Source organism: Achromobacter sp. 1011791174, assembly GCF_059760925.1.
This window is the reverse complement of sequence record NZ_JCBANH010000069.1, coordinates 13,246-34,509: the sequence shown is the minus strand read 5'-3', so window position 1 is coordinate 34,509 and position 21,264 is coordinate 13,246. Positions and strand designations below refer to the sequence as shown.

23 protein-coding genes are annotated in these 21,264 nt (G+C 65.4%); 8 read left to right on the top strand and 15 right to left on the bottom strand.

Features of this window, described 5'->3' with window-relative positions; all coding sequences use genetic code 11:
* Positions 1-232: 232 nt before the first annotated feature.
* Both AC6LJ5_RS21240 and lexA read left to right on the top strand, forming a co-directional pair.
* Complete coding sequence (locus AC6LJ5_RS21240) at positions 233-1,432, top strand: amino acid aminotransferase (protein WP_498141518.1); 1,200 nt, start codon at positions 233-235, stop codon at positions 1,430-1,432.
* A 165-nt stretch (positions 1,433-1,597) separates the two neighbouring features.
* Positions 1,598-2,248 carry a transcriptional repressor LexA gene (gene lexA / locus AC6LJ5_RS21235; RefSeq protein WP_103275067.1) on the top strand — a complete coding sequence of 217 codons (651 nt, stop codon included), beginning with the start codon at positions 1,598-1,600 and terminating at the stop codon, positions 2,246-2,248.
* A gap of 275 nt (positions 2,249-2,523) precedes the next feature.
* Here the strand turns inward: lexA and lon are convergent, their stop codons facing one another.
* From lon to loiP, 5 genes are all read right to left on the bottom strand, one after another.
* Positions 2,524-4,974 (bottom strand): endopeptidase La, encoded by a 2,451-nt coding sequence (lon, locus tag AC6LJ5_RS21230; RefSeq protein WP_103275068.1) that lies wholly within the window; start codon positions 4,972-4,974, stop codon positions 2,524-2,526.
* 173 nt (positions 4,975-5,147) lie between these two features.
* Complete coding sequence (clpX, locus tag AC6LJ5_RS21225) at positions 5,148-6,446, bottom strand: ATP-dependent Clp protease ATP-binding subunit ClpX (protein WP_103275069.1); 1,299 nt, start codon at positions 6,444-6,446, stop codon at positions 5,148-5,150.
* Positions 6,447-6,548: 102 nt separating this feature from the next.
* Positions 6,549-7,202: an ATP-dependent Clp endopeptidase proteolytic subunit ClpP gene (gene clpP / locus AC6LJ5_RS21220; RefSeq protein WP_103275070.1), complete on the bottom strand. Its 654-nt coding sequence runs from the start codon at positions 7,200-7,202 to the stop codon at positions 6,549-6,551.
* Positions 7,203-7,207: 5 nt separating this feature from the next.
* Positions 7,208-8,518 carry a trigger factor gene (tig, locus tag AC6LJ5_RS21215; protein WP_103275071.1) on the bottom strand — a complete coding sequence of 437 codons (1,311 nt, stop codon included), beginning with the start codon at positions 8,516-8,518 and terminating at the stop codon, positions 7,208-7,210.
* A gap of 157 nt (positions 8,519-8,675) precedes the next feature.
* Entirely contained in the window at positions 8,676-9,431 is a 756-nt protein-coding gene (gene loiP / locus AC6LJ5_RS21210) for a metalloprotease LoiP (RefSeq protein ID WP_103275072.1), read from the bottom strand.
* Between the two features lie 292 nt (positions 9,432-9,723).
* Here loiP and AC6LJ5_RS21205 point away from each other — a divergent pair, with 292 nt between their 5' ends.
* Positions 9,724-10,272: a TIGR00645 family protein gene (locus AC6LJ5_RS21205; RefSeq protein WP_212312654.1), complete on the top strand. Its 549-nt coding sequence runs from the start codon at positions 9,724-9,726 to the stop codon at positions 10,270-10,272.
* A 180-nt stretch (positions 10,273-10,452) separates the two neighbouring features.
* Complete coding sequence (locus AC6LJ5_RS21200) at positions 10,453-10,812, top strand: hypothetical protein (protein ID WP_103275073.1); 360 nt, start codon at positions 10,453-10,455, stop codon at positions 10,810-10,812.
* A 130-nt stretch (positions 10,813-10,942) separates the two neighbouring features.
* Here the strand turns inward: AC6LJ5_RS21200 and AC6LJ5_RS21195 are convergent, their stop codons facing one another.
* The 5 genes from AC6LJ5_RS21195 to AC6LJ5_RS21175 all read right to left on the bottom strand — a co-directional run bounded on the left by AC6LJ5_RS21195 (position 10,943) and on the right by AC6LJ5_RS21175 (position 13,641).
* On the bottom strand, positions 10,943-11,149 hold the full coding sequence (locus AC6LJ5_RS21195; protein WP_103275074.1) for a cold-shock protein: 207 nt from the start codon (positions 11,147-11,149) through the stop codon (positions 10,943-10,945).
* 331 nt (positions 11,150-11,480) lie between these two features.
* The gene (locus AC6LJ5_RS21190) at positions 11,481-12,044 is read right to left on the bottom strand and encodes a DUF924 family protein (RefSeq protein WP_103276545.1); all 564 of its coding nucleotides are present in this window, start codon (positions 12,042-12,044) and stop codon (positions 11,481-11,483) included.
* Between the two features lie 199 nt (positions 12,045-12,243).
* Positions 12,244-12,447 (bottom strand): cold-shock protein, encoded by a 204-nt coding sequence (locus AC6LJ5_RS21185; protein ID WP_006220190.1) that lies wholly within the window; start codon positions 12,445-12,447, stop codon positions 12,244-12,246.
* Positions 12,448-12,828: 381 nt separating this feature from the next.
* A complete protein-coding gene (locus AC6LJ5_RS21180) occupies positions 12,829-13,149 on the bottom strand; it encodes a hypothetical protein (protein WP_103275076.1) in 321 nt (106 codons plus the stop codon).
* Positions 13,150-13,242: 93 nt separating this feature from the next.
* Positions 13,243-13,641 carry a hypothetical protein gene (locus AC6LJ5_RS21175; RefSeq protein ID WP_103275077.1) on the bottom strand — a complete coding sequence of 133 codons (399 nt, stop codon included), beginning with the start codon at positions 13,639-13,641 and terminating at the stop codon, positions 13,243-13,245.
* 211 nt (positions 13,642-13,852) lie between these two features.
* Here AC6LJ5_RS21175 and AC6LJ5_RS21170 point away from each other — a divergent pair, with 211 nt between their 5' ends.
* On the top strand, positions 13,853-14,182 hold the full coding sequence (locus tag AC6LJ5_RS21170) for a DUF2513 domain-containing protein (protein ID WP_103276546.1): 330 nt from the start codon (positions 13,853-13,855) through the stop codon (positions 14,180-14,182).
* Positions 14,183-14,199: 17 nt separating this feature from the next.
* Here AC6LJ5_RS21170 and AC6LJ5_RS21165 read toward each other — a convergent pair whose 3' ends face one another.
* Genes AC6LJ5_RS21165 through AC6LJ5_RS21155 form a run of 3 tightly spaced genes read right to left on the bottom strand, consistent with a single transcriptional unit; the run spans position 14,200 to position 16,119 of the window.
* On the bottom strand, positions 14,200-14,481 hold the full coding sequence (locus tag AC6LJ5_RS21165) for a hypothetical protein (protein WP_392408867.1): 282 nt from the start codon (positions 14,479-14,481) through the stop codon (positions 14,200-14,202).
* A 58-nt stretch (positions 14,482-14,539) separates the two neighbouring features.
* The gene (locus tag AC6LJ5_RS21160; RefSeq protein WP_103275078.1) at positions 14,540-14,932 is read right to left on the bottom strand and encodes a RidA family protein; all 393 of its coding nucleotides are present in this window, start codon (positions 14,930-14,932) and stop codon (positions 14,540-14,542) included.
* 23 nt (positions 14,933-14,955) lie between these two features.
* Positions 14,956-16,119: a DSD1 family PLP-dependent enzyme gene (locus tag AC6LJ5_RS21155; protein ID WP_103275079.1), complete on the bottom strand. Its 1,164-nt coding sequence runs from the start codon at positions 16,117-16,119 to the stop codon at positions 14,956-14,958.
* 158 nt (positions 16,120-16,277) lie between these two features.
* Between AC6LJ5_RS21155 and AC6LJ5_RS21150 the strand changes: the two genes are divergently transcribed.
* On the top strand, positions 16,278-17,210 hold the full coding sequence (locus AC6LJ5_RS21150; protein WP_103275080.1) for a LysR family transcriptional regulator: 933 nt from the start codon (positions 16,278-16,280) through the stop codon (positions 17,208-17,210).
* A gap of 35 nt (positions 17,211-17,245) precedes the next feature.
* Here AC6LJ5_RS21150 and AC6LJ5_RS21145 read toward each other — a convergent pair whose 3' ends face one another.
* A complete protein-coding gene (locus AC6LJ5_RS21145; RefSeq protein ID WP_103275081.1) occupies positions 17,246-17,644 on the bottom strand; it encodes a RidA family protein in 399 nt (132 codons plus the stop codon).
* Between the two features lie 70 nt (positions 17,645-17,714).
* Positions 17,715-18,911, bottom strand: coding sequence for an MFS transporter (locus AC6LJ5_RS21140; RefSeq protein WP_498141517.1), 1,197 nt, complete (start codon positions 18,909-18,911; stop codon positions 17,715-17,717).
* Positions 18,912-19,046: 135 nt separating this feature from the next.
* Here AC6LJ5_RS21140 and AC6LJ5_RS21135 point away from each other — a divergent pair, with 135 nt between their 5' ends.
* Together AC6LJ5_RS21135 and AC6LJ5_RS21130 are read left to right on the top strand one after the other, a co-directional pair.
* Positions 19,047-19,631 (top strand): TetR/AcrR family transcriptional regulator, encoded by a 585-nt coding sequence (locus AC6LJ5_RS21135; RefSeq protein WP_498141516.1) that lies wholly within the window; start codon positions 19,047-19,049, stop codon positions 19,629-19,631.
* A 180-nt stretch (positions 19,632-19,811) separates the two neighbouring features.
* Entirely contained in the window at positions 19,812-21,230 is a 1,419-nt protein-coding gene (locus tag AC6LJ5_RS21130) for an MFS transporter (protein ID WP_498141515.1), read from the top strand.
* Positions 21,231-21,264: the final 34 nt, after the last annotated feature.

Below are 21,264 nucleotides of genomic sequence, written 5' to 3'. Positions count from 1 at the left end.
GGCCTGCCCGGCGGACTCGTCCGCCAGGCCAGTCGCATTCAGGCCCACATCCAGGCCGTCTCCCAGGCCGTCTCCCAGGCCCGCGCCCAGGCTTTCGTCCAGACTTTCAGCCTGCTTTTCGACCGTTTTCCGGCCCCGTCGCTCGCTCTTGGACATGCTAGACTGTTCCCGAGGTAAACCCCTCATTATCCACAGCACCAATTCCTGCGTCCACCCAGCCCAATAGACTCCCATGAGCACCCTTTTCGATTCCGTCGAACTCGCGCCGCGCGACCCCATCCTTGGCCTGAACGAACAATTCAACGCGGACACTCGTCCCGGTAAAGTCAATCTGGGCGTGGGCGTGTACTACGACGACCAGGGTCGCATCCCTCTGCTGGGCGCGGTGCGCAAGGCCGAAGCTGCCCGCATCGAGGCCGCCGCGGCCCGCGGCTACCTGCCGATCGAAGGCATCGCCGGCTACAACAAGGGCGCGCAGGCGCTGCTGCTGGGCAACGACTCCCCGCTGGCCGCCGCCGGCCGCGTGCTGACCACGCAGGCCCTGGGCGGCACCGGCGCGCTCAAGATCGGCGCCGACTTCCTGCACCAGCTGCTGCCGGGCTCCAAGGTCCTGATCAGCAACCCCAGCTGGGAAAACCACCGCGCCCTGTTCGAGCGCGCCGGCTTCGAAGTCGGCACCTACACGTACTATGACGCCGCCACCCGCGGCCTGAACTTCGAAGGCATGCTGGCCGACCTGAAGGCCGCGCCGGCCAAGACCGTCGTCGTGCTGCACGCCTGCTGCCACAACCCGACCGGCGTGGATCCCACGTTCGAGCAGTGGAAGCAGATCGCCGACGTCGTCAAGCAGAACCAGCTGGTCCCGTTCCTGGACATCGCCTACCAGGGCTTCGGCGACGGCCTGCAGGAAGACGCCGCGGTCGTGCGCATGTTCGCCGAGCAGGACCTGACGATGTTCATCAGCTCCTCGTTCTCCAAGTCCTTCTCGCTGTATGGCGAACGCGTCGGCGCCCTGACCGTGGTGGCCGGCAGCAAGGACGAAGCCGTGCGCGTGCTGAGCCAGCTCAAGCGCGTCATCCGCACCAACTACTCCAACCCGCCCACCCACGGCGGCACGGTGGTGTCGACGGTGCTGAACTCGCCCGAACTGTTCTCCCTGTGGGAAGAAGAGCTCGCCGGCATGCGCGACCGCATCCGCCTGATGCGCAAGCAGCTGGTCGAGAAAATCAAGGAACACGGCGGCAAGCAGGACTTCAGCTTCGTCCTGGCCCAGCGCGGCATGTTCTCGTACTCGGGCCTGAGCGCCGCCCAGGTCGACCGCCTGCGCGAAGAGCACGGCGTGTACGCCGTCTCCAGCGGCCGCATCTGCGTCGCCGCGCTGAACAGCGGCAACATCGACAAGGTGGCCAAGGCCATCGCCGCGGTGCTCTGAGCCTGACGCCCGGCGCGGCGCCATGCCGCCGCTGGCAACTGGCGATGCAAGACGGGACCCATGCGGGTCCCGTTTTGTTTTGGCGGCGTGCGCTTGCATTTTTCCGTTATGTCCCCCAGAATGGCGCTGTATATATGTACAGTCCGCAAGCAACGGATCATCGCCATGGCCAGCAAACTCACGGAACGCCAGCAGCAAATCCTCGACCTCATCAGGCAAACCGTCGCGCGCACGGGCTTTCCGCCCACCCGCGCCGAAATTGCCCAGGCGCTGGGTTTCCGCTCCCCCAACGCGGCAGAGGATCACCTCAAGGCATTGGCCCGCAAGGGCGCCATCGAGCTGACCGCCGGCGCCTCGCGCGGCATTCGCCTGAAGGACGCCGCCACGGCGCCAGCGCAGGCCATGCTGCCCCATCCCGCCCTGGCCCAGCTGCTGCTGCCGCTGGTTGGCCGCGTTGCCGCTGGCAGCCCGATCCTGGCGGCCGAGCATGTAGAGCGCGAGGTCGGCGTCGACCCCGGCCTGTTCGCCCAGACACCCGATTACCTGCTGAAAGTGCGCGGCATGAGCATGCGCGACGCCGGCATTCTTGAAGGCGACCTGCTGGCGGTCAAACGCGCCACCGAAGCGCGCAACGGCCAGATCGTGGTCGCCCGCCTGGGCGACGACGTGACGGTCAAGCGCTTGCAGCGCCAGAATGGCCGCCTGGAACTGCTGCCCGAGAACCCGGATTTCGCCCCCATCGTCGTGGACGCCGAACAGGAGTTCGCGCTGGAGGGCATCGCTGTCGGGCTGATCCGCACTCAGGCCCTGCACTGAGCACGCGCCATTGCGGTCGACCTGGGCTTGACCACGCCCGGCTCCCGCAGCATCGATCGCTACACCGCGACAGGAAACCCCGCCATGGCGGGGTTTTTGTTTGGCGATGCGTCAGGGCACGACACCAGGTTGGCCCTGGCACCAGCATGCCCCTCTTATCGGCGCCAGCTCGGCCACACGCTTCATGCCGACGCCATGGCATATCCATCGGAGCCGTCGTTGCCCCTAAAAGAAAAGCGCCGCATAAGCGGCGCTTTTCTTATCTGCTCAGGATATCAGTGCTTGAGCACCGGATCCGTGCTGCCCGGTTCCGCCGGCTTGGCCACCAGCGGTTCCTTGACGGCTTCTTCCTCGGCCAGCGGCTCCGGCAGGCGCTCCAGAGCCAGCTCCAGAACCTTGTCGATCCAGCGCACCGGCACGATTTCCAGATGATTCTTGACGTTGTCCGGAATCTCCGCCAAGTCCTTGACGTTTTCTTCCGGAATCAAGACCGTCTTGATGCCGCCGCGATGCGCGGCCAGCAGCTTTTCCTTCAGGCCGCCGATGGGCAGGACTTCGCCGCGCAGCGTGATCTCGCCGGTCATGGCGACGTCGGCGCGCACCGGGATGCGCGACAGGGCCGACACCATGGCCGTGGTGATCGCGATACCCGCGGACGGACCGTCCTTGGGCGTCGCGCCTTCCGGCACGTGCACGTGCATGTCGTGCTTCTCGAACACGCTGTCCGCGAAGCCCAGGCGCCGGGCGCGCGAGCGCACCACGGTGCGGGCGGCCTCGACCGATTCCTTCATGACGTCGCCGAGCGAGCCCGTGCGCTGGATCACGCCCTTGCCGGGCATGTCCGCCACTTCGATCGTCAGCAGGTCGCCACCGACTTCCGTCCAGGCCAGGCCGGTGACCTGGCCGATCTGGTTTTCCTTCTCGGCCATGCCAAACGTGTAGCGACGCACGCCCAGATAGTCGGACAGATTTTCACCGGTGACGTTGACGACCTTGGCTTCCGCGGTCTTGCCTTCAGCCTTGGCCTTGTCGCTCTGTGTGAGCAGCTGCTTGATGACCTTGCGGCAGATCTTGCCCACTTCACGCTCGAGCGCGCGCACGCCGGCTTCCCGGGTGTAGTAGCGCACGATGTCGCGCAGCGCGGACTCATCGACCGTCAGCTCGTTGTCCTTGACGCCGTTGTTCTTCATCAGCTTGGGCAGCAGATGGTCGCGGGCGATGTGGATCTTTTCCTCTTCCGTGTAACCCGACAGGCGGATCACTTCCATGCGGTCCAGCAGCGCCGGCGGAATATTCAGCGTGTTGCTGGTCGCGACGAACATCACATCGGACAGATCGAAATCGACCTCGATATAGTGGTCCTGGAACGTGTGGTTCTGTTCGGGATCCAGCACTTCCAGCAGCGCCGACGAAGGATCGCCACGGAAATCCATGCCCAGCTTGTCGATCTCGTCCAGCAGGAACAGCGGGTTGCGCACGCCGACCTTGGTCATGTTCTGGACGATCTTGCCGGGCATCGAGCCGATATACGTGCGGCGATGGCCGCGGATCTCGGCTTCGTCGCGCACGCCGCCCAGGGCCATGCGCACGAACTTGCGGTTCGTGGCCTTGGCGATGGACTGGCCGAGCGAGGTCTTGCCCACGCCCGGAGGCCCGACCAGGCACAGGATCGGCGCCTTGACCTTGTCCACGCGCTGTTGCACCGCGAGGTATTCAAGGATGCGTTCCTTGACCTTCTCGAGGCCATAGTGGTCGTTGTCCAGCACCGTCTCGGCGTTGCTGATCGAGTTGTTGATCTTGCTCTTCTTCTTCCAGGGAAGATTGATGAGCGTATCGATGTAGTTGCGCACCACCGTGGCTTCGGCGGACATGGGCGACATGAGCTTGAGCTTCTTGAGCTCGGCGTCGGCCTTCTTACGGGCCTCCTTGGGCATGTGCGCGGCGATGATCTTCTTTTCGAGTTCCTCGATGTCAGCGCCTTCCTCGCCTTCGCCCAGTTCCTTCTGGATGGCCTTGACCTGTTCGTTCAGGTAGTAGTCGCGCTGGCTCTTCTCCATCTGCTTCTTGACGCGGCCGCGGATACGCTTCTCGACCTGGAGAATGTCGATTTCGGTTTCCAGCTGCGTCAGCAGGCCTTCGAGGCGCTCGGAGGTGCCGACGATCTCGAGCATCTTCTGCTTCTGCTCGAGCTTGAGCGGCAGGTGCGCGGCGATCGTGTCGGCCAGGCGGCCGGCGTCGTCGATGCCGGCGAGCGAGGTCAGGATCTCGGGCGGGATCTTCTTGTTGAGTTTGACGTACTGCTCGAACTGCGCAACGATCGCGCGGCGCAGCGCCTCGGTCTCGGAACCCTGAATGGCATCCGGCTCGATCGGGGTGACCTGGCAGGTGAAGTGCGAATCCGCGTCTTCGATGGTGTTGATGCGGGCGCGCTGCGTGCCCTCGACCAGCACCTTCACGGTGCCGTCGGGCAGCTTCAGCATCTGCAGGATGCCGGCGACGCAGCCGATTTCGTAGACGTCTTCGGGAGTGGGATCATCCTTGCCGGCGGACTTTTGCGCCACCAGCATGATGCTCTTGCCCGCTTCCATCGCGACTTCCAGCGCGCGGATCGAGCGCGGACGGCCGACGAACAGCGGGATGACCATGTGCGGGAACACCACCACGTCGCGCAGCGGCAACAGCGGCAGGTCGATCGGGTCGGAAGGCAGGGTCTGGCTGGCAGACATAGATGGTTCCTCGGTATGACTCGGCGTATCGGGGACAGAGAAGGCCCGAAAACACGGGCGCCCTCGTCAGTTACGTCTGTTATGGGAACAATAGCCGAAAATTCAAGGTCCCGGCGTCCTGGTGGCCAACAAGGCCAAAAAAACCCGTTACATGAACGGGTTTTCTTGAAATGTCAGGCTGCGGCGTCGCGGACTTCCCCGCGCTCCGGCTTTTCCGAAGCGCCGGCCTCGTCAGCGTAGATCAGCAAGGGCTTGCCGTCGCCTTCGATGACATTCTCGTCCAGCACCACGCGCTTGACGTTGCCTTGGGAAGGCAGGTCATACATGGTGTCGAGCAACGCCTGCTCGATGATGGAGCGCAGGCCGCGCGCGCCGGTCTTGCGCTTGAGCGCCTTGCGGGCGATGGCCGTCAGGGCGGTGGGACGCACATCCAGCTCGGCGCCTTCCATCGCGAACAGCTTCTGGAACTGCTTGAGCAGCGCGTTCTTCGGTTCGGTCAGGATCTGGATGAGAGCAGCCTCGTCCAGCTCATCGAGCGTGGCGACCACCGGCAGGCGGCCGACCAGCTCGGGGATCAGGCCGAACTTGATCAGGTCTTCGGGCTCGACTTCGGAGAAGAGTTCGCCCACGCCGCGCTCGGACTTGGCCCGGACCGAGGCCGAGAAGCCGATGCCGGATTTTTCGGTGCGGTCGCGGATGACCTTTTCCAGGCCGTCGAAGGCGCCGCCGACGATGAACAGGATGTTGGTCGTGTCGACCTGGACGAAGTCCTGGTTCGGGTGCTTGCGCCCGCCTTGCGGCGGCACCGAGGCCACCGTGCCTTCGATCAGCTTCAGCAGGGCCTGCTGCACGCCCTCGCCCGATACGTCACGCGTGATGGACGGGTTGTCGGACTTGCGCGAGATCTTGTCGATTTCATCGATGTAGATGATGGCGCGCTGCGCCTTCTCGACCTCGTAGTTGCAGTTCTGCAGCAGCTTCTGGATGATGTTTTCGACGTCTTCGCCCACGTAGCCGGCTTCGGTCAACGTGGTGGCGTCGGCCATGACGAAGGGCACGTTCAGCATGCGCGCCAGCGTCTGGGCCAGCAGGGTCTTGCCCGAGCCGGTCGGGCCGATCAGCATGATGTTGCTCTTGGAGAGCTCGACCTCGTCGCCCTTGATCTCGCCGTGGCGGATCCGCTTGTAGTGGTTGTAGACCGCCACCGCCAGCATGCGCTTGGGCAGCGACTGCCCGATCACGTACTGGTCCAGGAAGGTCTTGATTTCAGCCGGAGTGGGCAGTTCGGAACGAATCGCCGCGCGCGCGGTTGCCTGGGCTTCCTCGCGGATGATGTCGTTGCACAGGTCGATGCACTCATCGCAGATGAATACCGACGGACCTGCGATCAGCTTGCGGACTTCGTGCTGGCTTTTATTGCAAAACGAGCAATGCAGCACCTTTGCGTCTGCCGATCCCTTTTTTTCAGGCATATGTATTTCGTATCTCAGGTAACGACGCGCCAGGCCCTAAGGACCCGGCGCAGCCTACGCATACTCGAACGTGATGGCAGCTGATTCGGACAAGCCGGAAAGTCAGCCTTCCGAACGGGAGGTCATCACCTTGTCGACCAGTCCATACGATACCGCATCTTCGGCGGACATGAAGTTGTCACGTTCCGTGTCCAAGGCGATGCGTTCGACGGGCTGGCCGGTGTTTTCGGCCAGGATGCGGTTCAGGCGCTCGCGCAGATCCAGGATTTCGCGGGCCTGGATCTGGATGTCGGAGGCCTGGCCCTGGGCGCCGCCCGAGGGCTGGTGAATCATGATGCGGGAGTTGGGAAGCGTGAAACGCTTGCCCTTCTTGCCCGCCGCCAGCAGGAACGCGCCCATGCTGGCCGCCAGGCCGGTGCACAGGGTGGACACGTCCGGCTTGACGAACTGCATCGTGTCGTAGATGGCCATCCCCGCGTACACCGACCCGCCGGGCGAGTTGATGTACAGGGAAATGTCCTTGTCAGGATTCTCCGATTCCAGGAACAGCAACTGGGCGACCACCAGGTTGGCGGTCGCGTCGTTGACCGGGCCCACCAGGAAGATGAGCCGCTCGCGGAGCAGACGCGAGTAGATGTCGTAGGCGCGTTCACCGCGCCCCGACTGCTCGATCACCATGGGAATGTAGCCCAGGCCGGTGGGGGTCACCGAAGACCCGCCATTCATTGCCGCATAGAAATCGGTGAATCTCTGCATAGTAATTACGCCATCCCCATCAACTGATCGAAAGGCACCTTCTCGTCGGTGACCTTGGCCTTTTCCAGAACGTGCGCGACGACATTGTCTTCCAGCACGATAGCCTCGATTTCAGCACGACGCTGGCGGTCAGCCAGGTAATAGCTGACAACCTGAGCGGGTTGTTCGTAGTTCTGGGCGAACTCTTCGATGCGGGCGCGGACCTGTTCCGGCTTGGCTTGCAGCTGGGCTTGCTTGACCAGCTCGGACACCAGCAGGCCCAGGCGCACGCGGCGCTCGGACTCGGTGGCGAAGGCTTCGGCGGGGATCGGCACCGACTCGGCGTTGGGGATGCCGCGCTGCTTCAGTTCTTCGCGGGCGGCGGCCACGCGGCCTTGCACGTCGTTGTCGACCAGGGCCTTCGGCACGTCGAACTTGCCGGCTTCGACCAGGGCGTCCATCACGCTGGCCTTGGTGCGGCCTTGCGAGCGCGTCTTGACTTCGCGTTCGATGTTGCTGCGGATGTCGGCCTTGAGCTTTTCCACGTCGCCTTCGGCCTGGCCGAGGGACTTGGCGAATTCGCCGTTCAGCTCGGGCAGCACGCCTTCAGCCACTTCCTTGACGGTGATGGTGAACTCGGCGGTCTTGCCGGCGACTTCCTTGCCCTGGTAGTCATCGGGGAACTTGAGCGGGAAGACCTTGGTCTCGCCGGCCTTCAGGCCACGGGCGGCTTCCTCGAACTCGGGCAGCATGCGACCCTGGCCCAGCACGAAGGGGAAGCCTTCGGCCTTGCCGCCTTCGAACGGCACGCCGTCGATGGTGCCGGCGAAGTCCAGCGTGACGCGGTCGCCGTCTTGCGAGGCGCGGCCTTCACGGGCTTCGAACGTGGCGCGCTGCTTGCGCAGCACGTCCAGGGTCTGCTGCACTTCGGCGTCGGTCACGGCGGTTTCGTAGCGCGTGACGGCCAGGCCCGACAGGTCAGGCACGGCGACTTCGGGATAGACCTCGAACGTGGCGGTGAACGCCAGCGTGTCATCCGAGACGCCTTCGGTCTTGGGTTCCAGGTTCGGGGCGCCGGCGACGCGCAGCTTCGCGCCGTCCACGGCTTGTTCGAAAGCGCGGCCGACCTGGCTGTTGATCACGTCATAGCGGATGCCGGGGCCATGGCTGCGTTCGAGCATGGCGAGCGGAGCTTTGCCGGGACGGAAGCCGGGCACCTTGGCGGTGCGGGCCACGCGCTTGAGCTGCGCCTGGACTTCCTTTTCGACGTCGGCCACCGAAACGGCCAGATCAACACGGCGCTCCAGGCCGGAGAGGGTTTCAACCACAGGCTGCATTAAAAGACCTATTTTCCGAAAAATGAATGGTGACGGGCGGATAAACGCGGCATTTTACCGGAAACTTCCGGATCCCTGACGCGACGGGGCGCGGGCCCCGGATAAATCCGGATGCCCGCGCCCCGTTTTCCTCCCGGTGGAAGCGGGATCGAACGCCTTACTTGGCCTTGGCGATGCGCTCTTCGATGTGCTGCGCGCGCTTGGCCGAGGACGGATGCGAACTCATCATATCGCTCTTGCCGCCGTCCAGTTCGGCCAGCTTCTGGAACGCCGTGACCAGGCCACGGGCATTGAGTTTCTTGGCCTGGATCAGGTCGAACGAGTAGTCGTCGGCAGCGCTTTCCTGCGATTGCGAGAACTGCGCGTTGATGAACTTCTCGGTCAGGTTGCCCAGCTGCGACTTGTTCAGCGCGGCGACCGTCGCGCCGCCGGCGGCGTCGGCGGCATCGCGGGCGGCCGAGACCGTGTAGGCGGTCTGCATGGCCTTCTTGCTGTGACCCAGCGCGACGTGGCCGATTTCGTGGCCCACCACGCCCAGCACTTCGTCGTCATTCATCATGTCCATCAGGCCGCTGTAGACGCGGATGCAGCCGTTGGCCATGGCCCAGGCATTGACGTCCTTGGTGATGTAGACCTTGTAGTTGGCGGGCTGGCCATTGACGCTGGCGCCAAGCGACTTGGCCAGCTTCTGCAGGCGGGCGTCGTACTTGCTGCCGGGCGCGGCGATCTTTTCCTGCGAATCGCTTTGCGCGCACGCCTTGTCCGACAGGGTCTTGATGTCCGCATCGCTCAGGGTGGCGGCCTGCACGACCTTGCTGCCGGCGCCGACCAGGCCGCCGATGTCGAGGGCATGCGAAACGGAGTACGGAGCGAGCGCGAGCGCCAGGGCTGCGGCGGTGTACCGGATCTTCATGGGAACAAACTCCTTTTTGACAAGCTCTATGCGAATTCGCCGGCAATTCTATCTATGGGAAAACCAGCGCAGACGTTTCGCCACAGAGTTTCGCAAATGCGAATTTCCCTTACATAAAAGCCATGCAAACCCCCATAGGGCATGCTAGGCACGGGATGACGCCACCCCGAATCCGCGGCAATGCGATGCTTGGAAATCGTTACGGAAACAGGTGTCCGCTGTTGCTTCGCATTGATAGAATTGCCGCCGCGCTTTTTCCCGCAAACAACAAACGGCTCGCAACCCAACCATGATGTCCACCAACACCCCTCCCCGCCTCGGCCTGCTGCCCGGCCTGATCTTCAGCTCGCGCTGGCTGCAATTGCCGCTGTATCTGGGGCTGATCGTCGCGCAAGGCGTCTATGTCATGCTGTTCCTGAAGGAACTTTGGCACCTGCTGACGCACGCCACCAGCTTCGGCGAGATGGAGATCATGCTGCTGGTGCTGGGCCTGATCGATGTGGTGATGATCTCCAACCTGCTGGTGATGGTGATCGTCGGCGGCTACGAGACCTTCGTGTCGCGCCTGCGCCTGCAAAACCACCCGGACCAGCCGGAGTGGCTCAGCCACGTGAACGCCAGCGTGCTGAAGGTCAAGCTGGCCATGGCCATCATCGGCATTTCCTCGATCCACCTGCTGCGCACCTTCATCGAGGCCGGCACGCTGGGCACGCCCAATGCACGTTTCACCGAGGCCGGCGTGATGTGGCAGACCATCATTCACGCACTCTTCATCGCCTCGGCCCTGGGCATCGCCCTGGTGGACAGGCTGTCGTCGCCCCCCCACGCGAAGCACCACTGAACAACGCCTCGGCCTGCTGCATGCAAATGCGGCGGGTGCTGGATTGCCGACGGCGGGCGACACGCCGCGCATGCCGAAGCATGATTGCGGCGTGGAGCACGGCCGGGCCGGGCTTGCCGGAAAGCGGCGATATTGCTACTTTTGCCACGCCCCCCCATTCCCGACAGGAGCGCGTCCACCATGACCATCCTCGTTTATGCCGCCAACGCCCGCGCCCTTTGGGACACGATTCAGGCAGACATCCCGGCCATCGGCGCCAAGGGCACCTCCAGCAGCAATACCTGGCGCAAGGACGACAGCGGCCGCGCCACCAAGATCTATCGGGCCATGCCGACCGGTGAGCACGATGAGCGCGCCTATTTCGTCGGCACGGTGCGAACCGGCCAGTTGCTGCTGCTGGACCTGCTGCCTGGCAGCGAGACGCTCACCTGGCCGCTGTTCGGCGCCTTGCACGGCCATCTGTCAGGCATGCTGTTGGACACCTATTCCGATGCCGTCCTGTCGTTGAACCTGTACCCCAACCGGCCGATCGAAGGCTGAAAGCCGGCGCCCGCGAACCCCAGGCAAAAAAAATGCCAGTCAGCATCACTGACTGGCATTTTTCATGTGGAAGGCTTTGAAAGCCCGGGCCATGCAGGCATGCCGCCCCACGAACCCCAGGCGCGGCGGATCAGGCCGAAACCTTGATGTTCTTCGCGCTCGGACCCTTGGGGCCGGTGCCTACCTCAAAGCTGACGCGCTGGTTCTCCTGCAGCGTCTTGTAGCCTTCGCTGCGGATTTCGGAGTAGTGAGCGAAAAGATCCTTGCTGCCGTCGTCGGGAACGATGAAGCCATACCCTTTTTCGGCGTTGAACCACTTGACGATGCCGGTTGCCATATGCGGATGTCCTTGAATCCAGGGGAAGCGATTGCTCGCGGGGCGCCAGATCGTCAAGGATGGGAGAGGAAGCAACCGCAACAACAATGACGGCGACAAGTTAAACGCAGACCGCGTCGCTTGAAAATCTCGCTGGAACCAGTGTATTGGCGAATTTCGAAAAACGTCAATTGTGCAATTCCCGACCCTGCCCGCCGCGCTCCTGGAGCCGGAAGAACGGGCCTGGTCATCAACGAGCCGCGTCACCATGCATTTTGTTGAAATGTATGGATATTTTCAAATTGGCGTTCGTTGACACATAAAGAAACCAGAATAAACGACACGCGATTCGTCAGCCCGAAAAACCGCCCCCATCCAGGAACGCCTGCTCGGCAGGCGTGGTCAGGCGGCCCAGCGCCGCGTTACGGTGGGGGAAACGACCGAAACGCTTGATGATGTCGCGATGCAGGACCGCCCAGCGCAGCGTGTCGCCGCCCAGCGCCTCCATCAGCGCCACGCCGCGTTCCTGCGCCTCCAGGTCCTCGGCGTGCTCGAAAGGCAGATAGAAGAACTGGCGCAGTTGCGCATCGACCGCCAGGTCATGGCCAACGCCGATCGCGTACTCGGCGCAATAGCGCGCCAACGGATCAGTGGCGAACATGTGCGCCGTGCCACGATAGGCGTTGCGCGGGAACTGGTCCAGCAGGACCATCAGCGCCAGCGCCCCGGTGGAATCTCCCAGCCAGTCGTCCAGCTCGCGGGTCGCGGCGGCGATGTGGGCGCTCTCGAATCGCCGCCGGAATTCGGCGTCGAAGGCCGCGTTCTTGCTGAACCATTGCTGAGGGCCCGCGTCGCGCCAGAAAGCGACGACCTCGGCGGGCTGCGGAAGCGGCGTGGGCAGGGAAGATGAGGACATGCTGGACATCCAGGAAAGAAGAAATGCGGCAGCGCGGGCGCGCACTTGCAGCATACAACGCCGCCCGGCCGTTCCTGCCCGGGATGCGAGGACAACATCATCGCCGGACGCTCGATGCTGGCTTCCTTGCGGGCGTTCGGCGTGGCGCGGCAACAAAAAAACCCCCCCCTGACGGGGGCTTTTCCGAAAAATCAGGTCCTTACAGGACTTGAATCTTCGTAGCTTGCGGACCCTTCGGACCGTTGGCGGTCACGAAGCTGACGCGCTGGTTCTCTTCCAGAGACTTGAAGCCCGAACCCTGAATCTCGGAGAAGTGGGCGAACAGGTCCTTACCACCCGCTTCCGGGGTGATAAAGCCATAGCCTTTTTCCGAATTGAACCACTTAACGACGCCGGTTTCCATACTGTATTTCCTAGAGATAATGGGCAAATGCCCGGAGGTCACGAATCAATCAAGGAGGGGACAGTAGAACAATAACACTGAGCCGGAAAAGGCACGGCACTGAACGAAAATCGCAACGCTTGTGATCGTGTGCCGACACTATCGTTAGGTTCCCCTCACAAGTCAATATAATCTTAAAAAACGCGTGCCAATAATGCAACAAAGAGAAACTGACGAATATTCACGCACGTTTTTATAGAAAACAAAAAGCCCTGCACTGGTGCAAAACACCAACGCATGATGAAAAAACAAGCAAGGCTTATATAAATGCCGTGTAAACCCTTATACGAACAAACTCTTCATATACGTCGTTTACACAGGCACCCTGGTTTGCCGCCAGGCTTACTCGTCGATGGGCAAACCAAGCAGATCGAGCGCCGCGCCGAAAGCGTCGGTGTCCGAGCACAGGAAAACCGCCACGTCGCCGGGGTTCATATTTTCCAGGACCTGGTCGATCTGGTCTTGCGCATTATCAATATTGTCGACATTGGCTGCGTGTATGTCCGCTCCGGCCTCGACTTTCTCGCGGGGGACGATCTCTGCGATCGCGTTGAGATCGGTGACGCCCGTCACGACGTAGACGCTGATGCTCTCGCCGTCCAGCGTCGTGTGCAGTTCGACGCCGCCCGCCACGTCGGCAAGGTGCCGACTTTGTATTTCCATGATCCTTCTTCCTTGATGCGCGGGCCAGGCCCGCTTGAGCATGCCTCATGACGGTGCATGATCACGCCCAGGCGCGACTATAACAGCCTTGTGCTACCGATTCCTGACTTTCGGCCCGAGCGACGGGCGCGCCGCCCCCGACGTGGCGGCCACGCTACGGCTGCGCACCCCGGCATCGGCCAGCGTCCGCCCCAGCGCCTGCTGCGCGGCCAGGAACGCGGCCTTCTCGTCACCCGTCAGTTTGCACAGGAACAACTGCGCCAGCAGCTGGGTGCGCCGGGCCTTGCGATTGTCGGATTCCTGCGACAACCACTCCCCCACCCAGGCGGCGGCCTCCTCGGCCGTGCCCTGCAGCTTGACGTGTCCCAGCAGGTCGAAAATGGTGACGCCAGCGAGACGGCCTTCCTCGTCGCGGCCCAGATACAGTTTCGCGACCTGGCCGGTGTAACCAGGCACCACGGCGACGCAGTCGCGTTCGGCGGGCTTCTTCATCGTCCGGCCCCCCAGGGAAAAGCGCCCTCGAGACCGGGGCGGGAAACGCGCGCGGCATGCGCGGCGTGCATAGCTTCATTCATACGTGTAGCGCCAATGCGGTAAACCAACGATCCCGGACTGTAACCCAGCCGCCGGCCCTGTCGCATCGCTGCCGCGGAACTCTGCTATTGTCGGCCTGTTTCTTCCCTACCCCCACATGGTGGACATCATGCAACGCGATTTCGATCTGGTCGTCACGATCCTGGGAGCCCTGCGCGACGCGCCTGGCCCCAACCTGAGCACCCTGGACATCAAGAACGCCGCCCTGGCGCCGCACCCCGAAGAGCAAGGCCTGCAGCTCATCGCGCATCACATGGACCTGCTGGCAGACGCCGGGCTGGTCAAGCAGATCAGCGAAACCGCCGCCAATGCCGGCGCGACCCGCTGGCGCATCACCTGGAAGGGCTATGACGCCCTCGAGCAGGACGACGAGGACGAAGAGGAATACGAAGAGGACGAAGACGAGGACGGCGAAGAGGACTACGAAGAAGAGGAATAAGACCCCTTCCCGCCCGCTCAGCGTTCCGCGCGGCGCAGCAGGATGCGCCGCGTGAGCAGCGAGGCCGCGGCGGCGATCACCAGTCCGAACATGAAGGCGGCGATGGACAGCATCGCCGCCAGATCCGCGAATCCATTCAGGCGCGACAACACCAGCACCGCGACGAAAATCGCCACCGCCAGCGCCGCCACCCCGATCAAGGTCCGTTTGACCGATCCCAGCCGGCCGCACAGCGCGCCGCCAGCCAGCGCCGCCGCCACGACGGCGGCCATGGACCAGAACAGATATTCGTACTGCACCGCGGACATCCTCCGTAGCCTGGAATCGCCCGCATTATAGGCAGCCGGCCAGGCGGGACTATGCCTGCGCCAGCGCGACGGCGCTGATTTCCACCAGCGCGCCGTAATGCAGTTCGCCGGTCGGCACGATGGCGCGCGCCGGCTTGTGCGCCCCAAAGCGGCGCTCGTAAACGCGGTTGACCTCGTCCCACAAGCCCACGTCGCGCACGTAGACAGTGACATTGACCACGGCCGCCAGCGACGAGTCCGCCGCCAGCAGGATGGCTTCCATGCTGCGCAGCGCCGCTTCGGCCTGCGCCGCCGCGCCCTGCGCCAGCACGGGCCGGGCGCCCGGCCCGGCCGGTGCCAGGAAGCCGAGCTGTCCCGAGACAAAAACAAAGCCGTTGGCACGCACCGCCTGCGAATAATGGCCGGCGGGCGGCGTGGCGTCGGGGGTGTAAATCAGGTCCATGCGGATTCCAGTCCAGGCGCGGCTCACCAGCCGCGGAAACGTTCCCAGTGCGCGACGACCTCGGGCGAGGCTCCGCGCACCACTTCATAGGCCTCATGCTGCGCGCAGGTGGCGCAGGCATGATTGGGCAGGATGCGCAGTTTGGTGCCCAACGGCAGATCCGGCAAGGTCGCGCCACTGCCGGCGCGCAGCTTGATGATGCCCTGCTCCTGGTTGGTCTCGGCCAGCAGCAGGTCGGGATACGGCCGGCCCTGCGCATCGCACACCAGGCCGTACAGCTGGTCCACGGGCTGCTTCGCCGTGCCGCGATCGCGCGACATCGCCATCCAGCCCGCGTCCACCAGGATCCAGCCCTTTTCGGCCTGATGACCGATCACCGTGGTCAGCACCGATGCCGCGATATCGTCGGCCTGGCATACGCCCAGCCCCGCCATCACCAGGTCGAAGAACACGTAGACGCCGGCGCGCACCTCGGTCACGCCCTCCAGGCTGCGGGCGAAATGGGCGGTGGGCGTGGACCCCACGCTGACGACCGGACACGGCAGGCCGGCGGCGCGGATGGCGTCGGCGCAGCTCACCGCCGCCCGCCGCTCCTGCTCGGCCATGTCGGCGATGGCCTCGACGCTGCGGCAGCCATAGGACTCACCTGCGTGCGTCATGACGCCGCGCAGGCAGCCCGCGCCGTGCAGCTCGCGGGCGATCGCCAGCAGTTGTTCGGTATTGCCCGGCTGGACGCCCGCGCGGTGGCCGTCGCAATCGATCTCGATCAGCGCGGGAATGATCTCGCCCTGGGCCTGCGCGCGCCCGGCGACGGCGCTCGCGGCCTGAAGGCTGTCGACCACCACGGTCAGGTCCGCCCCCTGGCGGCGCAGGGCTAGCACGCGATCCAGTTTGGCCGGCGACACGCCCACGGCGTAGAGCAGGTCCGTGATGCCGGCGGCGGCGAACTGCTCGGCCTCCTGCAAGGTGGAGACCGCCGCAGGGCCGGTGGGCCCCGTCATTACACGGCGCGCCACGTCGATGGATTTCGGCGTCTTCAGGTGTGGCCGCAGGCGCACGCCATGCCCTGCCATCAGGCCGTTCAGGCGCTCGATGTTGCGCGTCATCCGCGTCTCGTCCAGGACCAGGCAAGGCGTGTCCAGGGATTCCAGGGTCGGGCGCTGCGAGGCGCTGAGCGTGTCGTTCATGGCGGATTCTGTAGTCGTGGTTCGGTCGCCCGGTAGGGTCGGGAAGCAATGGCGGACGCAGTCCCGCCGTGTCCGCAGTATGGCGCGCATGCGCGTTCGCATGTTTAATATCGCCTTAATTGTCAGTTAATTCCGTTCTGAATCCCCCAGGCGCCCGCATGATCACCACCGACGATCTTCGTTTCTTCCTGAGCCTGGCGTCGACCCGTTCGCTGGCGCAGGCGGCGCGCGCGCTGGATGTGACGCCGCCCGCCGTGACGCAGCGGCTCAACGCGCTGGAAAAGCGGCTGGGCGTGCGCCTGGTGAACCGTTCCGGCCGTGGCACCGCCCTGACCGACGAAGGTCGCCTGCTGGCGCAGCGCGCCACCCAGATCAGCAATGAAATCAATGACCTGGCCGACGAGCTGGCGGGCCGCCGGGGCATGGTGGCCGGCCATCTGCGCGTGGTGGCGCCGCTGGGTTTCGGGCAACGCCACATCGCCGGCCTGGTCGCGCAGTTCCGCCAGCGCAGCGCGGGCATCACGGCCAGCCTGACGCTGTCCGACGGTCCGCCTCGGCTGTCCAGCGACGACTGGGACGTGATGGTGCACATCGGCGAGTTGCGCGACTCCACGCTGGTGGCCTATCCGCTGGCGCCGAACCGCCGCATCCTCTGCGCCTCGCCCGCTTATCTGGCGCGTCACGGCGCGCCGGCCAAGCCGGAGGACCTGCGCGAGCATGATTGCATCGCGCTGCGCGAGAACGACGAGGACGTGACCCTGTGGCGCTTCAAGAAAGGCGGCGGCCCGGCGGTCGGTGTGCGTATCGCGCCTGTGCTTTCCAGCAACACGGGCGCGGCGGCGCTGCAATGGGCGCTGGACGGCCAGGGCATAGTGGCCCGCTCGGAATGGGACGTGGCGGACCATGTGCGCGCCCGCAGGCTGGTGCCGCTGCTGGCCGGATGGGCGCTGCCGCCGGCCAATGTGGTGGCGCTGGTGAAATCGCGCCAGGATCTGCCGGCTCGCACGGCGGGATTTCTCGCGTATCTGAAAGAGGCCTTCGCCGCGCCCCCCTGGCGCGACAAGCCCGCGCGCGGCGCGGCCTCCGCCTAGCGCCAGCGGCATCGCGGACCCGCCGCCCACGCCCTCTAGTCCAGCATGGCCTCGGCTTCGATCTCGATCAGCCATTCCGGCAACGACAGGCCGCTGACGACGATCCACGACGACGGCGGCGGATCCGACTTGAAGCGCTCCCGCAACGCCTGCGCGATCACCTCCTGGTCTTCACGCGCCGTTTCGCAGATATAGATGCGCAGCATGATGACCTGATCGATCCGTCCGCCCGCGGCGGCGAGCACGCGCTCGATGTTGTCCAGCGCGGCCTCGGTCTGTTCCTGCAGGCCCGGTCCCACGGTGCGCTCGTGGACGTCGATGCCGACCTGCCCCGACAGCAACATGCGGCGGCTGCCGGTAACGACCACGGCCTGGCTGAAGCCGTATTGCACCGAGTTGAAGACGGTGTCGGGATTGATCACGGTTCTGGACATATTGTTCTCCTGACGATCACGCGCCCCCGCGGCACGCATGCCAGGAATTCTATCTGCGTCGGCGCGCCGCTCAGGCCGCCGAAGACGCGCCAGCGTCACGCCCCCGCAAGGCGCCGGACAGCACGATGGCCAGCACCGCCGCGCCCGCGCCGACCGCGGCGCCGAAACCCGCGCGGATGCCATGCATATCCACCAGCCAGCCCGCCAGCGCGGCGCCCGCCGCCACGCCGGCGAACAGGCCGGTGATCAGCCAGGTCAGGCTTTCGGTCAGGCGATGCGCGGGCGCGGCCGCCTCCGCCATGCCCATGGCGATGATCATGGTCGGGGCGAACGACACGCCCGCCGCCAATACCGCCAGCGACAGGCCCAGCAGGTCGTCGACCCACAGCAGCGGCAGCGTGGTGGCCGCCGTCATCGCGCCGGCGATGGCCAGCATGCGCGGCAAGGGCATGGACAGGCGCATCGCGCCGAACGCCAGTCCGGCCAGGCAGGAACCCAGCGCATACACGGACAGCACGATGCTGGCGCCCGCCGGCACGCCCTGACGCGTGGCGACGGCCACGCTCATCACATCGATGACGCCCACGATCACGCCCATCGCGGCCAGCATGAACGTTAGGTTACGCAAGGCTGCCACGCGCAGCACGGTCGGCTCGCGGCCGGCGCGCGCCGGGTTCAGCGGCGGCGCGGTCCGGGTCTGCAGGCTGAACGCGGTGATGCCGACGGCCAGCAGCGCCGCTGCGGCCAGCGGCCCCGCCTGGGGAAACCAGGCCACGCTCAGCCCCACCGCCAGCGGCGGGCCGACGATCAGCGTGACCTCGTCCAGCACCGATTCCAGCGCGAAGGCCGTGCGCAACAGCGGCTGGTCGCGGTACAGCGCACTCCAGCGCGCCCGGACCATGGCCGGCATGCTGGGCATGACGCCGGCCGCCGCCGCGCAGACGAACAGGGTCCAATCCGGCCAGTTGCCATGCGCGCCGGCCGCCAGCCCCGCCAGCGCCAGGATGCTCAGGGCCGCCGCCAGCGGCAGCACCCGGGTCTGCCCGTGCCGGTCCACCCGGCGCGATATCCACGGCGCCAGCAAGGCGGTGGACAGCGAGAACGTGGCCGCCACCGCCCCCGCCAATGCGTAGGCGCCACGCAGCTGGGACAGCATGGTGATGATGCCGATGCCCGCCATGGGCAGCGCCAGCCGCGCCATCAGGCCGGCCAGCACGAAGCCGGCGGCGCCGGGCGCCTTGAACAACTCTCGATAAGGATTTCGCAACCGCGCACCTGTGAAAAAAAGGACGCCGCCGTCCAGGCCGCGCCAGATTTACATACGAAGCGTATGCCAAATCGTATTCACATACGTGGTGCATGTCAATTAACATACGCAGCGTATGCCACCAGGAAACCCGCCATGTCCCGAACCCGCGCCGAAATGATCGAGGAAACCCGTGTGAAGCTGCTGGCCGCCGCCCGCAAGGCGTTCCGCGACTCGGGCTATGCCGCGGCGTCCATGGACGAGCTGACCGCCGCGGCCGGCCTGACCCGCGGCGCGCTCTACCATCACTTCGGCGACAAGCAGGGACTGCTGGCTGCGGTGGCCGCCGAACTCGACCAGGAAATGGACCAGAGGCTGCAGCGCATCTCGGACGCGGCGCCCGACGCCTGGACGGCGCTGCGCGAACGCTGCCGCGCCTGGCTGCGCATGGCGACCGAACCCGAAATCCAGCGCATCGCGCTACAGGACGCGCGCGCCGTGCTGGGGCCGGCCTCGGAGCCGGCCCAGCAGCCCTGCATCACGTCGCTGGCCACCCTGCTGCAAAGCCTGATAGACGAAGGCCAGGTCCGCGCCGCCGAACCTCAGGCGCTGGCGCGGCTCATCAACGGGGCGCTGATGGACGGCGCCTTCTGGATCGCCGCGGCGCCCGACGATGGCGAACGGCTGGAACAGGCGCTGCGCGCGCTGGACCTGCTGCTGGATGGGCTGCGCCAAGGCTGAAGCCCTCTTCGGCAAGCGCCGGACACAAAGATGCATGGAGCGGCTGGCGTGGCGCCTTGCATGCCCGGCCCCGAGAAACCCCACGCCGCCACCGCCCTTGCCGGCCCGGCCGCTCCCCCTTATTATTCAAAGATAATTCTTGTTTAAATACCCCCAAGCCCGCAGCGGCAGGAGCACACCGTGAATTCAGACACCGCGCAGGCGTCAGGCGCCAGCTGGGCCGACCTGCTGCATGGCGCCAACGCGCTGCGTTCCATCGCGCTGGCCGGCGGCGTCGCCCTGCACGCCATCAACGTCTACATCGTCACCACCATCCTGCCCAGCATCATCAAGGACATCGGCGGCCTGGAGTACTACGCCTGGAACACCACGCTGTTCGTGGTGACCTCCATCGTCGGTTCGGCCCTGTCGGCGCGGCTGATCCAGGCATGGGGTCCCAAGGCGGCGTACCTGCTGGCCGTGGCCGTCTTCTCGGCCGGCTCGGTCGTCTGTGCGCTCGCGCCCTCCATGCCCTGGATGCTGGCGGGCCGCAGCATCCAGGGACTGGGCGGCGGCGTGCTGTTCGCGCTGAGCTATGCGCTGATCCGCATCGTGTTCGACGCGGCGCTGTGGTCGCGCGCGATGGCGCTGGTGTCCGGCATGTGGGGGGTGGCGACGCTGTGCGGCCCGGCCATCGGCGGCATCTTCGCCCAGACGGGGCACTGGCGCCTGGCGTTCTGGACGCTGCTGCCCGCCGGCGCGCTGCTGGCCTTCATCGTGGCGACCAAGGTGGGCGGCAAGTCGACGGTGAGCGACTCGCGGCCCAGCCCGGTACCGCTGGCCACGCTCGGACTGCTGGTGGCCAGCGTGCTGGCCATCACGCTGGCCAGCCTGTCTCAGGACCTGCGCTGGAACCTGGCCGGCATCGTCGCCGGCCTGGCCATCGCGCTGCTGATCGCGCGGGTCGACACCCGCGCCGGCAAGAAACTGCTGCCCAGCGGCGCCTATACGCTCGCCACGCCGCTCGGTTCGCTGTACGCCATCATCTGCCTGGTAGTGGCCGCCATCACCACCGAGATCTTCGTGCCCTACTTCCTGCAGACCATCCACGGTTTCTCGCCGCTGGCCGCTGGCTACATGACGGCGGCGATGGCGGCGGGCTGGACGCTGGCGGCCATGCCCAGCGCCACGCGCAGCGGCGCGGCGGCCGACGGCATGATGCGGCTGGGGCCGGCGGTGGTGCTGGCCGCGCTGGTCTTGCTGGCGATCCTGATGCCGCTGCCTGGCGCCTTCGGATCGCCGGCCGGCCTGGCCGTCGGCGCGCTGGCGCTGGCCGCGGTGGGCTTCGGCATCGGCCTGGGCTGGCCTCATCTGCTGACCCGCGTCTTCAATGCCGCGCCGGCGGGCCAGGAAACCCTGACCGCCTCGTCCGTCACCACGGTGCAGCTCTACGCAACGGCATTGACGGCGGCGCTGGCCGGCGTCATCACCAACAGCGCGGGACTGGCCCAACCGGGCGGCGTCGAAGGCGCGCGGCAGGCCGCCTTGTGGCTGTTCGCCGCGTTTTCCATCGCGCCCGCGCTGGCCCTGATCCTGCTGATCCGCCACCTGCGACGCTAGTGTGCGGTCCCGTGGATGCGTGCGCATGACGACA

Coding starts and splice junctions, on each gene's coding strand:
- AC6LJ5_RS21240 (WP_498141518.1), top strand. CDS start 233: ATGAGCACCCTTTTCGATTCCGTCGAACTCGCGCCGCGCGACCCCATC.
- lexA (WP_103275067.1), top strand. CDS start 1,598: ATGGCCAGCAAACTCACGGAACGCCAGCAGCAAATCCTCGACCTCATC.
- lon (WP_103275068.1), bottom strand. CDS start 4,974: ATGTCTGCCAGCCAGACCCTGCCTTCCGACCCGATCGACCTGCCGCTG.
- clpX (WP_103275069.1), bottom strand. CDS start 6,446: ATGCCTGAAAAAAAGGGATCGGCAGACGCAAAGGTGCTGCATTGCTCG.
- clpP (WP_103275070.1), bottom strand. CDS start 7,202: ATGCAGAGATTCACCGATTTCTATGCGGCAATGAATGGCGGGTCTTCG.
- tig (WP_103275071.1), bottom strand. CDS start 8,518: ATGCAGCCTGTGGTTGAAACCCTCTCCGGCCTGGAGCGCCGTGTTGAT.
- loiP (WP_103275072.1), bottom strand. CDS start 9,431: ATGAAGATCCGGTACACCGCCGCAGCCCTGGCGCTCGCGCTCGCTCCG.
- AC6LJ5_RS21205 (WP_212312654.1), top strand. CDS start 9,724: ATGTCCACCAACACCCCTCCCCGCCTCGGCCTGCTGCCCGGCCTGATC.
- AC6LJ5_RS21200 (WP_103275073.1), top strand. CDS start 10,453: ATGACCATCCTCGTTTATGCCGCCAACGCCCGCGCCCTTTGGGACACG.
- AC6LJ5_RS21195 (WP_103275074.1), bottom strand. CDS start 11,149: ATGGCAACCGGCATCGTCAAGTGGTTCAACGCCGAAAAAGGGTATGGC.
- AC6LJ5_RS21190 (WP_103276545.1), bottom strand. CDS start 12,044: ATGTCCTCATCTTCCCTGCCCACGCCGCTTCCGCAGCCCGCCGAGGTC.
- AC6LJ5_RS21185 (WP_006220190.1), bottom strand. CDS start 12,447: ATGGAAACCGGCGTCGTTAAGTGGTTCAATTCGGAAAAAGGCTATGGC.
- AC6LJ5_RS21180 (WP_103275076.1), bottom strand. CDS start 13,149: ATGGAAATACAAAGTCGGCACCTTGCCGACGTGGCGGGCGGCGTCGAA.
- AC6LJ5_RS21175 (WP_103275077.1), bottom strand. CDS start 13,641: ATGAAGAAGCCCGCCGAACGCGACTGCGTCGCCGTGGTGCCTGGTTAC.
- AC6LJ5_RS21170 (WP_103276546.1), top strand. CDS start 13,853: ATGCAACGCGATTTCGATCTGGTCGTCACGATCCTGGGAGCCCTGCGC.
- AC6LJ5_RS21160 (WP_103275078.1), bottom strand. CDS start 14,932: ATGGACCTGATTTACACCCCCGACGCCACGCCGCCCGCCGGCCATTAT.
- AC6LJ5_RS21155 (WP_103275079.1), bottom strand. CDS start 16,119: ATGAACGACACGCTCAGCGCCTCGCAGCGCCCGACCCTGGAATCCCTG.
- AC6LJ5_RS21150 (WP_103275080.1), top strand. CDS start 16,278: ATGATCACCACCGACGATCTTCGTTTCTTCCTGAGCCTGGCGTCGACC.
- AC6LJ5_RS21145 (WP_103275081.1), bottom strand. CDS start 17,644: ATGTCCAGAACCGTGATCAATCCCGACACCGTCTTCAACTCGGTGCAA.
- AC6LJ5_RS21135 (WP_498141516.1), top strand. CDS start 19,047: ATGTCCCGAACCCGCGCCGAAATGATCGAGGAAACCCGTGTGAAGCTG.